This is a genomic window from Gardnerella greenwoodii 00703Dmash (assembly GCF_000263635.1).
GTDB classification, from domain to species: Bacteria; Actinomycetota; Actinomycetes; order Actinomycetales; family Bifidobacteriaceae; genus Bifidobacterium; species Bifidobacterium greenwoodii.
Genome location: NZ_ADEV01000009.1, coordinates 237,978 through 252,179 on the forward strand (window position 1 = coordinate 237,978; position 14,202 = coordinate 252,179).

The following is a 14,202-nucleotide window of genomic DNA, read 5'->3' on the forward strand; positions in this document are numbered from 1 at the left end:
ATCAATCTCTCTTAAATGAAATTCTTAACCATGATTCTAGTCGCACGATTTGATAACGCGTAAACCTTCAGTTTACGTTTAGTCTGTAATGATTTTTAGAGCGCTGTAGCTAGGGTCATCGTAACTTGGTTCTAAGGTAAAGCATATTGAAGAAGCCTTTTTAACTGCTATAGTTACGTTTTTGCCTACATAATCTTTCATTTCTCCGGCTTTAGGTTCAACAAAGAAACGTTTGTAAACGTATGTGTCAGGAACTGGCGTACCTTTGCCATCAACTCCAACAGTTATGATGGTTTTGTATGGCATATTTACTGTATAAATAATTTTTGAATCGTTGACAAAATAATAAGAATAATTTTCTAAATCTGCATCCGGCTGTGCTGTTTGCTTTACTTCGTCAATATTCATCTCTTGAACATTGCCGGTAAGAATGGTGTATCCATCATCTCGTAAATCTTGAATATACTTATTGTGTTTCTTCTCTTTTTCGCTAAGAGTCATATTATTGATGAGATTGTCTACAGGCTTAAGATTTTTAACATCAACAAACATTGCATCAAGATCGCCTACATTGCTAGGATCTGCCGAACTGCTTTCAACACTTGAATCTAATTTAAACTTATAATCTTCAGTAAGCTTGTAAGTATAACGACGAACTTTAAGCGCGTCAAATACACGATATACAACTATGCCATTGTGTTTATGATCGTACATTAATGTGTCTGAGAATTCGCCATCATTAGATTGATCTAAATCTTCAATTAACTGCGACTCAAGAATTTTTTTACCATCAAAAGAAAATACTTTAGTAAAACGCGGTTTATTATCATCGTAACCTAATTTTTTCCTTGCAGTTACAATAAGTTCTGGAATCTTATCATTATCCAAATCCCATAAATCGTAGTAATATCCGAAGGAATCTGGAACATTTTTGAACTTGTATTTTCCGTGCAGATTTTCAAGCACGTTTTTATAAGCACGACCTGCTAGAGCAAGAGCATTATCTGACTTATTTGGTTCAACTACAGCTGTTACAGCATTGTTGTTCATAACATTTTTCAGCGAAAAACCGCTGTTTTGCACGGTGTCTACAGTGAAGCGAACATACACAACCCATGTTGTAAGCATGCAAATAAGCACAACTGTTGATACGCAATAATACAAAAAAGCGTTATTCTTTTTCATTGCCAACTTCTCTACTTTCTTTAGACTCATGAAGTATATTGCGAATTTGAGATAAGCGTTGAGTTAGCTCGTGCTCGTAGCCACGATTCGTTGGATGGTAGTATTCGCGGCCAACAAGCTCGTCTGGCATGTACTGTTGGGATGCTACAGCTCCCGGATAATCGTGCGCATACTGGTATCCTTCGTGGTTTCCCCAGCTTTTCATTAGTTTCGTTGGAGCGTTTCGCAAATGAAGAGGCACTTGACCAATATTTCCAGCATCAACATCTTGCAAAGCCTGATTTATAGCGTTGTAGCTTGCGTTTGATTTAGGCGCGGTTGCTACAGCAATCACAGCTTCGGAAAGAATAATGCGCGCTTCCGGCATTCCGATTAAAGCTACGGCTTGAGCTGCTGCAACAGTTACTTGCAAAATTTGCGGAGCTGCCATACCAACTTCTTCGGCAGCAGCAATCATAATTCGTCTGGCAATAAAACGCGGGTCTTCCCCAGCTCGAAGCATTCTCGCTAAGTAATGCAAAGAAGCGTCAACATCGCTTCCGCGCATCGACTTAATAAAAGCAGAAATCACATCGTAATGATCGTCGCCATCTTTGTCGTAGCGAACTGTGGTAGTGTCCATTACATTAGACACAATATCTGCAGTAATAACAGGTTTCTTTTTGCCATGCTGCAGCGCTAAATCTCCTGTTATTGCTCCTGCCGCAGCTTCTAAAATAGTAAGAGTTTTACGAGCGTCTCCCCCGCTTAAACGAATAATTGAATCTATTGCGTCTTCGTCGATTTTAAGCTGATTGTTTAGCCCATTTTCGCTAGTTACTGCTCGTTCTATAAGAGTATGCAAATCTTCAACACTAAGAGAGTCAAGTTTAACAACAACAGACCTACTTAAAAGCGGCTTAATGATTGAAAAACTTGGGTTTTCTGTGGTTGCTCCAATAAAAGTTACGTCACGATTTTCTACGCTTGGGAGCAGAGCATCTTGCTGCGATTTAGAAAAACGATGAACTTCGTCAATAAACAGAACCGTTTCTTGACCTTTGCTAACTAAACGCTCATGCGCGCGGTCAAGCACGGCACGAACATCTTTAACACCAGAAGTTACAGCAGAAAGCTCTTCAAACACGCGACCAGACTGGCGAGCAACAATATATGCTAACGTAGTTTTTCCAACTCCTGGAGGGCCAAAGAGCACAACAGAACTTGGAGCAGTAAGAGAACCTTTCGACTGAGGATTCGCAAGCCTTCGCAAAGGAGAGCCTTCTTTTAGAGCGTGATTTTGCCCCAACACGTCTTCAATGCGGCTCGGTCGCATGCGCACAGCTAACGGACGCGTTACATCGCTAGGCGCGCTACTTGCTGCAAATAAATCCTGCTCCATAAATACCAGCTTACAATACGTATAGAACAAACGTTCGATTCTAGTTGTTGGTTACAAACTAAAACAAGTTTACAACACTAGACGTGCGAAACTTGGTAATCGAAGAACACAACTTCGCCTTCATCTTGCGTTGTATCTAAATCAACAATGCCAGTAATAGCCCAATTATGATCCCCGTCAGAATCGTCTATAATCTGCCGCACTTTCCACGAGTGCTCACTCTTCTCTAGCGAATCGTCAAGAATAAACAAGTCGCCGCTTCTAGCTTTGGCGTCTATTCCAACATACTCATGCTCGTCGTAGTAATCGTCAAGCACATCATTCCACTCGTGAACGCCGTAACCCCAAGCCTTGTCAAGCTCTCCTAAAGCTTCCGCATCTTCCAAATCCATAAGTTGCACACGGCGGAACATTGCGTTTCGAATAAGTACAATAAGACCCCTGCGATCTTCAACCACAGATTCAGAAGTTGAAGGTGCAGCCGTAGTTACAGCATTAGCTTCAGCGTCCGAACCCCCTGCACTCTCCCACTCGTCAACAAGACTAGAATCAATAGAGCGCACAACAAGACGAAGCCACGAGATAATATCACGCAATTCTTCGTTAAGCATGTCTTCTGGCACAGTGCGAGCGAGCGAACGGTAAGCGTCCGAAAGGTAGCGAAGAAGCGTTCCCTCACTTCTAGCAATACCATAACGAGAAATGTAGCCAGTAAAATCGGATGCTGTTTCAACCATGTCTCGAAGCACAGATTTAGGCTTAATCCAGTAGTCGTTCGCCCACGGCACGTCTTTGCGATACTGCGCAAAAGCAGGAGTTAGCAAGTCTTCAAGAGGCTTAGGATAGCTAACTTCCGCCAAGCGTTCCATGCGCTCCTCGTAGTCAATGCCATCGTCTTTCATACCAGCCATTGCAGCATCGCGAGCTTTGCGCTCTTGAGCACGAAGAACAGGCTTAGGATCATCCAGAGTTGCTTCAACCATAGAAATTACGTCAAGCGCGTAGCTTTGAGACTCGGGATCTAACAATTCCAAAGCTGCGAGCAAGAACGGCGAAAGCGGCTGATCTAGCGCAAAGCCCTCAGGCATTGCAACGTCAAGCTCATAATCGCAAGAACCGTCCGCGCGCTCTATGCGTTCAATAACTTGAGTATCGAGCAGAGTTTGGAAAATATCGTCGCAACGTTCAAGAAGTTTTTCTTTATCTTGCGGCTTTTGCGCGCTATCTTCAATAAGTTTTTGCACACGCGCTTTAGCATCTCCACCTTGCGTAACTTCGTTCAAAATCATTGAGTGAGTTACAACCATGTGCGGATTTAAAGTTTCCGGCGCGCTTTCAATAAGCTTAGTAAACGTTGGCTCGCCCCAAACTACAAAGCCTTCTGGAGCCTTCTTACGCTTAACTTTTTTAAGCTTTTTAGGATCGTTACCAGCTTTTGCAATAGCTCGCGCGTTTTCAATCTCAAACTCTGGAGCCTCGCTAACCACTAAGCCCTCAGTATCAAATCCCATTCTGCCTGCACGGCCTGCAATTTGATGAAACTCGCGGGCGCGAAGCTTTCGACTACGGTTCCCATCAAATTTTGTAAGAGCTGTAAGCACAACAGAATGAATTGGCACATTAATACCAACTCCAAGAGTGTCTGTTCCGCAAATAACTGGTAGCAGTCCTTGCTGAGCCAGCTGTTCTACGAGCCTGCGGTAGCGTGGAAGCATGCCAGCATGATGCACTCCAACGCCGGTTCTAAGTATTCTTTGCAAAATTTTGCCAAAGCCTGTAGTAAACTTTGTGCCTTTAATTGCTTGAGCAATTTTATCTCGCTGCTCTTTGCTTGAAACTCCCGTACTTGCGAGCGCTTGCGCTGTTTCAAGAGCTGCATCTTGCGAAAAATGAACTACATAGATTGGCGTTAAACCCTTGTTAAATAAGAGTTCTACAGTTGCAGCAAGCGGCTTATCTGTGTACTCGTATTCAAGTGGGATTGGTCTTGGCGCGTTAGCAATAATATCAACGCTTCTTTTTGTTGTTTTTTCTAAGCGTTCCGCAATATCCGTTACGTCTCCAAGAGTTGCGCTCATAAGTAAGAATTGCGTATTTGGAAGTGTAAGTAGAGGCACTTGCCAAGCCCATCCGCGCTCTGGGTCACCATAGTAGTGGAATTCGTCCATTGCAACGCAGTCAACTTCTGCGTTTACGCCTTCTCTTAACGCTTGGTTTGCTAAGATTTCCGCCGTGCAGCAGATTATTGGAGCATCTGCATTAATATGCGAGTCGCCAGTAATCATACCAACATTGTCTCGCCCAAAAATATCAACCAAGTCGAAGAATTTTTCAGACACAAGCGCTTTAATTGGCGCAGTATAGTAGGAGCGTCTGCCGGTAGCGAGTGCTGCAAAATGCATGCCGAGCGCAACAAGAGATTTCCCGGAACCCGTTGGAGTGTTTAAGATTACGTGGTCTCCTGCAAGCAAATCCATAACGGATTCTTCTTGATGAGGCCACAAATCTACATGCTTGTTATCTGTAACCCAATCAACAAATGCTTGAAAAATCTCGTCTTCAGCAGCATGATGCAAATCAAGAGCTAACTCGCCCAATTCAGTCATACTACGCTCCTACTTTACTTACGACTTAATTACGCTTTATTTGCGCTTCTTTTTATCTCGCACTTTTACGGAGATTTGAATAGGAGTTCCCTCGAATCCAAACTCTTCGCGAAGAGATCTCTCAATAAAGCGACGGTATCCGTGCTCTAAGAAGCCTGTTGCGAATATTACGAAACGTGGAGGGCGAGTAGATGCCTGGGTTGCAAACAATATTCGCGCCTGCTTTCCGCCTCGCAAAGGATGCGGATGAGCAGACTGAATACGACCTAAGAAAGCGTTGAGCTTTCCTGTTGGAATGCGCTTATCCCAGCTGTCTAAAGCTGTTCGCATAGCGCGAGCAAGTCGATTCGTATGCCAGCCTGTTTTTGCAGAAAGATTTACACGCTCAGCCCAAGTAACGCGATCAAACTCAGTCTTCCACAAGCGTTCCATACGCTGCCTGGAAAACTCGTCCATCAAATCCCACTTGTTAAAAACAAGTACGATTGCGCGACCTGCGTCAACCGCTTGGCTCATAACTTTTAGATCCTGCTCCGCAATAGGAACGGAAGAATCAAAAAGAATCAAAGCAAGTTCCGAACGCTCAATAGCAGCCTGCGTTCGTAGCGAAGAATAATATTCGGCGCCAGTAAGCTTATGAGGCCTTCGCTTAATACCAGCCGTATCAATAAACAGCCAGTCTTCGCCGTCAACTCGCACAACCTCATCAACAGGATCTCGAGTAGTTCCAGCCAAATCGTTTACAACAGCACGCTCTTCGTGAGCTAAATGGTTCAAAAGCGAAGACTTACCAACGTTTGGACGCCCAACTAAAGCAACCCTACGAAGACCTTGTGGAGTTAAGAATCCTGAAGTTTTATTAGCTTTTTTCAAAGAGCTAATTGCCGCGTCAAGCAAATCTCCAACGCCTCTGCCGTGCATTGCAGAAATTCCGTACGGCTCGCCCATTCCAAGCTTCCAAAACTCTGCAGTCAAATATTCGCTTCTAGCGTCATCAACCTTGTTAACAGCCAAAGTAATAGGCTTTCCTGCAGCGCGAAGCATTGAAACAATGCGCTCGTCGGTGGCTGTTAAACCAACTTGACCATCAACAAGGAAAATTACAGCGTCGCTTAAACGCACTGCTACTTGAGCCTGCTGAGCAATAGAAGAATCAATTCCTTCAACGTCTGCTTCCCAGCCGCCAGTGTCAACCAGCTTAAAGTTAGTTCCAGCCCACTCAGCATCGTAGCTTACGCGGTCTCGAGTAACGCCCGGAGTATCTTCAACAACAGCAACTCTGTGACCTAAAATACGGTTTACAAGCGTTGATTTTCCAACGTTTGGTCGGCCTATAACGGCGATTACACCAACTGCTTTAGTGTTTTTCGCATCGTCTTGATTTGCTACGTCACCTCGAAGAAGCGCACGGTCTTCATCGTCAAGATCGTAGCCTTCAAGATTTGCAGCGTAACGATCGTACTCGTCCTGCTCAATAGCAGCATCGACAATTTCAACAAGCGCGTCAAGAGTCTGCTCAAAAGTCAAATCTGAATTATCGAGCGTTGTAACGCCGTCTGCAGCTTGAAGAAAATGCGTAACTTTAGCATCTTTAGCGTCGCGAGCGCGAATATCATCTTCCTCAGAAGATTGATTGTTTTGCAAACTTTCTTTAGAAATCTCCTGCTTGTTTCTGCGAGCTTGACGCACTTCCTCACGAGCTGTAAGAAGCACTCGAACTTGCGCATTAGGAGCTACAACAGTAGTAATATCGCGGCCTTCCGCAACAATGCCCTCACCTTTAGAGAAAGAGTCTTCTGTAGACTCTGCTGCAATATAGGCGCGCTGTGCTGCAATAAGCATGCGGCGAACTGCAGGAATTGAAGAAACGGTAGATACGTGCGAAGAAACTTCACTGGAACGCAACTCTTCGCTAATATCCTCACCTTCGACAGTTACTACAGGATTTTTAGGATCTACACTAAAGTCGGCATTGCTTTCAGTAAATAATGCTCCAACGGCTTCAACAATTTGGTTAAAACGTTCGAAATCAGCAGGATTTACAGGCTGACCTTCATCGTCTAATTCAATCTGAGTGCTTAAATCAATACCCTGCTTTAAGCACCACCATGCAGCAGCTCGATACATAGCTCCCGTATCTAAATACGCAAAACCGTAGTATTGTGCTAAAGCGCGAGAAGTGGAAGACTTACCTACTCCTGCTGGTCCATCAATTGCTACACAAATCACAGGCCAACCTCCTTAGAAAGAGAACGCACTTCTGTTTGAGAAAGCACTCTGTAAGATCCAGCTTTTAAGTCCCCCAATTTAATAGGGCCGATTTGCGTACGAACCAAGCGCTTTACAGGGAATCCAACAGCTCCAAAAATTCTACGCACAATACGATTCTTACCAGAGTGCAAAACGACTTTTACCATAGTTGTGTCGTGATTTTGGTCGATTATTGCGCAGCGGTCTAGCTTAATCCAACCGTCTTCAAGATTTACGCCTTGAGAAACCAAGCGGCGGCAAACCATGCCGTTAATTTTACCTTCAAGCGTTGCAATATAAGTTTTTTCAACCTCATACTTTGGGTGCATAACATGCTGGCTTAACTCGCCATCGTTGGTCATTAAAATAAGACCTTCAGAATCGTAGTCCAAGCGACCCATGTGGAAGATTCGCTCGTACTTGTCACCAACAATATCCCTTAAAGTAAAACGACCTTTAGGATCGTCCATTGCGCTCAAAACTCGCTTAGGCTTATGCAATGCGAGAGTTACGAGCTGCGTGTTGAACTTTACTCTAGATCCGTCAACGCGCACTTTTTGACGTTTTGGATCTACGCGAGTACCAAGTGTTGTAACCAATTCGTCATCTACTTCAACACGCCCATCGAGAATAATCTCCTCACATTTGCGTCTTGAACCAAATCCCGCTTCAGCAAGCAGCTTCTGCAGTCGAATGGCGTTGTTGTCATCTGAATGCGCCTGATTGGCGCGGGAATATGCGTTTGGCATCGTTCTCCCAACGTGACCTCATGAATTGTTTAACAAAAAATGCGCAAATAAGTTATTTTTAAGCGCTAAATTAAACAATTCGCTATTACTTATAATTTTGTATTACTTTCGCAATTTGTGATAAATAAGAAAATTACCACTTTTTCTATGCTACCGTATGGCATGGCCGTGATACTATAGCAGTTGTTTTAATAAGTTGCAAACTATACAGCAACACGTATTAAAGTAAGGAAAGCTATGATTGAAGCACCAGAAACAACTTCTAAAGAAGCTAAAAGCGACTCTCCACTTGTTATTAAAATAGCAACCGAGTTTATTGCTACAGCGTTAGTAACGTTCACAATTTACACTTTTTATTCACTCTCAACCGCAATGTACGGCATTAATTTGCTTATGATTGCAGTAGGCACAGGCGTTGCGTATGCTGCAGCAATTTCTATTGCCTCCAAAGTTTCTGGCGGACAACTTAATCCTGCTGTAACTATTGCATCCATGCTTACGGGACGCACATCGTACTTAGAAGGCCCTTGCTACATTATTGCACAAGTTCTTGGATCCATTTTGGCAGCGGGCGCTTTTGTGTTCATTTTGCCGCAAACAAAAATGGTGAAAGATGCTAACTGGTTTGCTCCTGTTGTAAACGGTTTCGAGCAGGGCTCTATTTCTGCAACGCAGCTAAAGAGCGTAAACTCTTCCTTCGGCGTTATTACAGCCTTGTTGGTTGAAGTAATTGCAGTTGCAATAATTGTTGCTACAGCAATGAATTACATGAAAGACAATGGCAAAACCAATTGCGGATATTCCACTCACATGGGTATTGCTTACGCAGCTGCAACGCTTATTACCTACCAGGTTACAGGTTCGGGTCTTAATCCTGCACGTTCTACAGGCATTGCGGTTCTTGCAAACTTTAAAGAGCTTGAAGTTAAGCCACTAACTCAGTTGTGGGTTTTCTGGATTGCTCCAATTTTTGCCGCCGCGCTTGTTGGTTTTATTATTCTTTTAACAAAGCTTCTTATTGTTTCGGAAGAGAAAACTTTAGCAGGATTTGAAAACGACACTAAGGCTTTGCATAAAAATAATGCTCTAGCCGATATTGAAGAGTCTGATGCTAATAACGGCAGCGAACATAAAATCGATATTGATTTCTATAAAACTGCTGAAACAAGCCAAAAATAATTAGCTTTTACAGCAATAGTGAGATTGAAGCATAAGTTATAAATAAACCAATGCCTAGCGCAATACTTATGAAAGAATCAAATCTAACAGATCTGACCTTCCAAGGACTGCGTTGACGCATTAATAAACGAATAACACCGAGAGTAACAGCCGTCACAGCAACAATAGCTGCGGCGGCTGTTGCGTATCCAAGAAAAGCTAATATTGCGCTTATTGCAACAATAGCTGCCACAATCCACTCAGCGTAAGGTTTTCCTTCAGACTTTTCCGACACATACGGATGTTCAGTTTTACTATCCTTATTCTGCTGCTCGCTATTTGTCATACTTGTATAATACATAACTCGCAATAATAAAACACAAGTTGTTTTACAGAAAAACAAAAAGCGCAGCGCTTGAAGTTATCAAACGCTGCGTTTTTAAAATATTAATTTACTTATTTTACTTACTTACTAAATTACGAGGATTTAGTGGAAGAAGTGACGAGTTCCAGTTACGTACATTGTTACGCCAGCGGAACGTGCAGCTTCAAACACTTCTTCGTCTCGAATAGATCCGCCTGGCTGCACAATCGCACTAACGCCCGCTTCAATAAGAATCTGAGGACCGTCAGCGAATGGGAAGAATGCGTCAGAAGCCGCAACAGCTCCCTTAGCACGCTCAACGCCGTCAGCTAAAGTGTTAGCGCGTTCAACAGCCAAGTGGCAAGAATCCACGCGATTAACCTGACCCATGCCAATACCAACAGTAGCATTGTTGTGCGCAAGCAAAATAGCATTAGACTTTACGCAGCGAAGCGAGCGCCATGCAAACTGCAAGTCGCGCAATGTATCAACGTCTGCAGGATCACCGGAAACCAAAGTCCAGTTTTCTGGATTATCTCCAAAAGCGTTAATCTTATCTGCCGACTGCACTAAAGCACCGCCGTCAATAGGATGCAATTGCAAATCCAAAACAGGCGGAGTTGCAACCTTAAGAATTCGAAGATTCTTCTTCTTAGTGCGAAGCAATTCCAAAGCTTCTGGCTCATAGTCTGGAGCCACAATAACCTCAGTGAAAATTGGTCGCACACTTTCTGCCATTTCCAAAGTCACTGTGGTATTAGCGGCAATTACACCACCGTAAGCGCTTACAGGATCGCAAGCGTGAGCCTTTTTATGAGCTTCAGCTGCAGTAGCTCCAATTGCTAAGCCACAAGGATTATTATGTTTGCAAACAGCAACAGCAATTTGTGGAGCAAAATCCCAAACCGCACGCCAAGCAGCATCAGCATCAACGTAATTGTTGTAGCTCATTGGTTTTCCGCCAAGAAGCTCAGCTTGAGCGAGTCCTCCCTTATGCAATGGGTCAACATACAATCCAGCCTGCTGGTGAGGATTCTCACCATAGCGAAGCTCGTGTTCCAAACGCCAGGTGCGCGTGTAGTTTGAAGGAAGCGAAATGCATTTCTTTGCTTCTTCAGTATTGCTTGCAGCATTGTTTTCTGCGCTGCTTTCAGCATCTTCCTTAATTGCGTTAAGGCTTTCTGGCTTCGGCCATGCACTTGTAGTCCACTGAGAAATAGCAGCATCGTAAGCCGCAGTATGTTCAAAAGCTTTTGCAGCAAGATATTCGCGCTCTTGCAAACTAAAACCTTCTCCGGAAATAATACGGTCTGCAAGAAGCTGGTAATCTTTAGGATCTGTAATAACCGCAACAGATTTATGATTCTTAGCAGCAGCCCTAATCATAGAAGGTCCGCCAATATCGATTTTTTCAATAATAGAATCTCGATCCGCGCCGCTCATTACCGTATCCACAAATGGGTAAAGGTTAACAACCACTGCATCAAACGGCTTTATATTAAGATCTTCAAGCTGCTTTACATGATCAGCATTATTCATATCAGCTAAAATTCCTGCATGAATATGCGGGTCCAAAGTTTTTACCCTACCGTCTAAGCTTTCCGGAAATCCAGTGACTGCAGAAACTTCAGTAACTTTTACACCAAGTTCTAAAAGCTTTGACGCTGTTGAACCGGTAGACACTACTTGAGTACCTGCCTGAATAAATGCTTTAGCAAGAGTTTCAAGTCCTTCTTTATGAAAAACAGAAACAAGAACTCGTCTAACCGACCTTCCCCCTGTGGTTATCAGAACATTTGCATTTGATTCTTGGCTATGTGTCTGTTGCACGGCGGTCATCCTTCCTAAAAATAGTAGTGAGGAATTTATTTTATTTTGGTCTTTGATGAAACCGTTCTAGGAGCGGCTTTTTTCAAAGACAAAGGTGATTTTCTTTGTATTAATTCGGTATCTGTTTTATTTGTATTATCTTCTGCAGGATCAGAAGTAGTTTCAGTTTCAACGCTAAGAGTTTTGTTTTGCGCAGAATTTTTATTAAGCAGCATAGCAAAAAGATAACGAATTGCCCAAGATAGCAATATTGAAAGAACTGCAATAAGCCACGCTGCACAAACAGCATAAAGAGTAAGATGACCTACAGCCCTTGTGCTTTCAACAATGTCAACTCCAACAAAAGAAAGCCTGTACTCTCCTAAAGATCCGTTTGCTAAAGCAAAAACAATAGTAAAAATAATTGTTATTAAAGAAGCGATGCAAATGCTTACTGCAGCTGACTGAGCTAAGCCCATAGCAAAAGCTTTAAGCTCTTCTTTATCTTTAATATTTTTTAAGCGCAATCCACAACCGCGCTTATGCAATATTGCTAAAAGTATTACAGCAAAACAAATTATTGGAATAATGCTCAATATTGCGTTTCGGTATAAAGAGTCGGATACTGATTCAGGAAATATTCCAAAAACTGGCACTGGTGGCAAAGATTTGTGCGTTGAGGAAACCAAAGTAAAATGCGCAACTTTGCCAATACTAAATCCTGCTCCACAAATCCAAGACAAAGCCCAAATAGCTATATTTGGCAACCATACTAGGCATGCAATTGACGTAAGAATACGCGAACCATTTTGCATACCGAGTTTTATGAAGAAAGAATTAACAGAACCAATATTCGTGCAGCACCAAACTATTACAGTTACTAAAGCTACAGTCGAGTATATTGCAAATAAAATAACTGCCGAGCGTTTAATTACACGAATATTTTTTTGCACAAATTCAGGACACGTTTGCTTATAAAGCTGTTTAAAAGTTTTATAAACTAAACTGCGTGGGAAAACAGCAATAAACAAAGATATTAAGTATATTAAAGCTGTTTTGAAAATAATAACAGGAACAGAATCAACCAAAGTTATATGCGTATTTTGTGAAAGAATTACGTTAATAGCAACCCAAAATACAGTACCTGTTACGTATGCAGTAGAACCGCCTTCAACTTTTCTAATTAAACTAGCAAGGGAGACTATAAGCAAAATTGTTAAGCCTAAAGGAGTTATTGTTAGCACACAATTGTCAAAAGTAAGACCAATTCCTTGAGCAAACATAAATACAGCCCAAGTCATAGACATTGCGGAATCAGAAAGATTACCAGTTCCTTCTTCAATAGAAACTACGAGTAAAGTAAGAGATAAGAAAAGCCCTATTGTAAGAGAAAAAACAAAAATTACAATAAACGGAGTAATTACACCTTTAGATACGCTGATTAAGGATGACTTAAGTTTTTCAACCATAGCTTCTCCTTTCAGTACTATTTCAAACGTGTAAAACTAATATTAGTAAATAATCCTACTGCTTTAAATTGTTTATATTTTGCTAAACTCTACGCGGGCATAGTCATTAAACTGCTGCACGGATAATCCTCTAAATCGTTCATTCCACTAATGCCAGTAAGTTCAATCACAAAGCTAAATCCTGCAACTTGCCCTTTAGCTTTTTCAACAATATTTGCGGCAGCTTTAGCCGTGCCACCAGTTGCAATAAGATCATCAACAATAAGAACACGCTGGCCAGGTTGAATAGCATCATTTTCGATTTCAATACTAGCCTGACCGTATTCAAGCATATAAGATTCGCTAATAACTGGAGGTGGAAGTTTACCAGCTTTACGAATAGCAAGAAAACCTTTGCCTAAACGTTCTGCTAAAAGTGGGCCGAAAAGAAAGCCGCGAGCTTCAAGGCCTGCAATTAAGTCGATTGAATCAGGCTCAGTAGGCAAAGCGTCTACTAAAGAGTCAACAAGAATACGAGAAGCGCGTGCGTTAGAAAATATTGGGAGAAAATCGCGGAATATAATATGCGGATTTGGGAATCCCGGAACGGTACGAATTAATGAAGCAAGATAATCGGAATCATCTTTACTCACTGTTTTCAACGATTTTACTGTAATATCCGTTGTTGTCATAATCCTAACGTTCTTTTCTTCGCAAGATGTGTTACTGGAATATGGAAAAAATCTGCATATTAGCGTGATGCGCGAAGCAAAAAAACTTCACACATCACGACTTAAAATTTTTAATTATAAATTTTACTAAAAGCTTTATTTTTTCACTCTGCAGTATTTGCAGTATTTTCAGCTTCTACTGATTCTGAAGCTTGTGCATCTTCTGCAGATTCTGCATTAGATTCAGCTTCGTTAGCTTCGTTAGCTGCAGCTTCTTCATCGCTAATAAACGCAGGGCGCACATACAACCTGTTTACAGCTCTAAAAGACACGCGCATTAAGCTACCTTCAGAATCAATAACAATTTCTTCGTACTGCATATCTACGCTTACAATCTTGCCAATAATTCCGCCGATTGTAATAACCTCAGTACCTGGCTGCAAAGATTCATGGAATGAACGCATTTCATTCTGACGCTTTTTAGCATTGCGAGTTTGGAACCACATCATAACAACCATTACTACGATAAGCGCAATAAGAAGACCGTACTGCTGGAAAAATTGAGGCACAATAAACTCCTT

At 42.2% G+C, this 14,202-nt stretch carries 11 protein-coding genes; 1 reads left to right on the forward strand and 10 read right to left on the reverse strand.

Going from position 1 to position 14,202, the window contains the following annotated elements; translation table 11 throughout:
* Positions 1-78: 78 nt before the first annotated feature.
* From NG78_RS01325 to NG78_RS01305, 5 genes are all read right to left on the reverse strand, one after another.
* Positions 79-1,185, reverse strand: coding sequence for a hypothetical protein (locus NG78_RS01325; protein WP_004135088.1), 1,107 nt, complete (start codon positions 1,183-1,185; stop codon positions 79-81).
* On the reverse strand, positions 1,172-2,566 hold the full coding sequence (locus NG78_RS01320) for a replication-associated recombination protein A (RefSeq protein WP_004135090.1): 1,395 nt from the start codon (positions 2,564-2,566) through the stop codon (positions 1,172-1,174). Before NG78_RS01320 ends, NG78_RS01325 begins: the two co-directional genes overlap by 14 nt.
* A gap of 77 nt (positions 2,567-2,643) precedes the next feature.
* Entirely contained in the window at positions 2,644-5,172 is a 2,529-nt protein-coding gene (locus NG78_RS01315) for a DEAD/DEAH box helicase (protein ID WP_004135092.1), read from the reverse strand.
* 36 nt (positions 5,173-5,208) lie between these two features.
* On the reverse strand, positions 5,209-7,401 hold the full coding sequence (gene der, locus NG78_RS01310; protein WP_004135094.1) for a bifunctional cytidylate kinase/GTPase Der: 2,193 nt from the start codon (positions 7,399-7,401) through the stop codon (positions 5,209-5,211).
* Positions 7,398-8,171, reverse strand: a complete 774-nt coding sequence (locus NG78_RS01305; protein WP_004135096.1) for a pseudouridine synthase — start codon at positions 8,169-8,171, stop codon at positions 7,398-7,400. The genes der and NG78_RS01305 overlap by 4 nt, the downstream gene beginning before the upstream one ends.
* A gap of 237 nt (positions 8,172-8,408) precedes the next feature.
* Between NG78_RS01305 and NG78_RS01300 the strand changes: the two genes are divergently transcribed.
* On the forward strand, positions 8,409-9,350 hold the full coding sequence (locus NG78_RS01300; RefSeq protein WP_004135098.1) for an MIP/aquaporin family protein: 942 nt from the start codon (positions 8,409-8,411) through the stop codon (positions 9,348-9,350).
* Positions 9,351-9,357: 7 nt separating this feature from the next.
* Here the strand turns inward: NG78_RS01300 and NG78_RS01295 are convergent, their stop codons facing one another.
* From NG78_RS01295 to yajC, 5 genes are all read right to left on the reverse strand, one after another.
* On the reverse strand, positions 9,358-9,675 hold the full coding sequence (locus tag NG78_RS01295; RefSeq protein ID WP_004135099.1) for a hypothetical protein: 318 nt from the start codon (positions 9,673-9,675) through the stop codon (positions 9,358-9,360).
* A gap of 141 nt (positions 9,676-9,816) precedes the next feature.
* A complete protein-coding gene (purH, locus tag NG78_RS01290) occupies positions 9,817-11,532 on the reverse strand; it encodes a bifunctional phosphoribosylaminoimidazolecarboxamide formyltransferase/IMP cyclohydrolase (RefSeq protein ID WP_004135101.1) in 1,716 nt (571 codons plus the stop codon).
* Positions 11,533-11,558: 26 nt separating this feature from the next.
* Entirely contained in the window at positions 11,559-12,971 is a 1,413-nt protein-coding gene (locus NG78_RS01285; RefSeq protein ID WP_004135103.1) for a cell division protein PerM, read from the reverse strand.
* 89 nt (positions 12,972-13,060) lie between these two features.
* Positions 13,061-13,642: an adenine phosphoribosyltransferase gene (locus NG78_RS01280; RefSeq protein WP_004135105.1), complete on the reverse strand. Its 582-nt coding sequence runs from the start codon at positions 13,640-13,642 to the stop codon at positions 13,061-13,063.
* Positions 13,643-13,785: 143 nt separating this feature from the next.
* Complete coding sequence (gene yajC / locus NG78_RS01275) at positions 13,786-14,190, reverse strand: preprotein translocase subunit YajC (RefSeq protein ID WP_004135107.1); 405 nt, start codon at positions 14,188-14,190, stop codon at positions 13,786-13,788.
* Positions 14,191-14,202 lie beyond the last annotated feature (12 nt).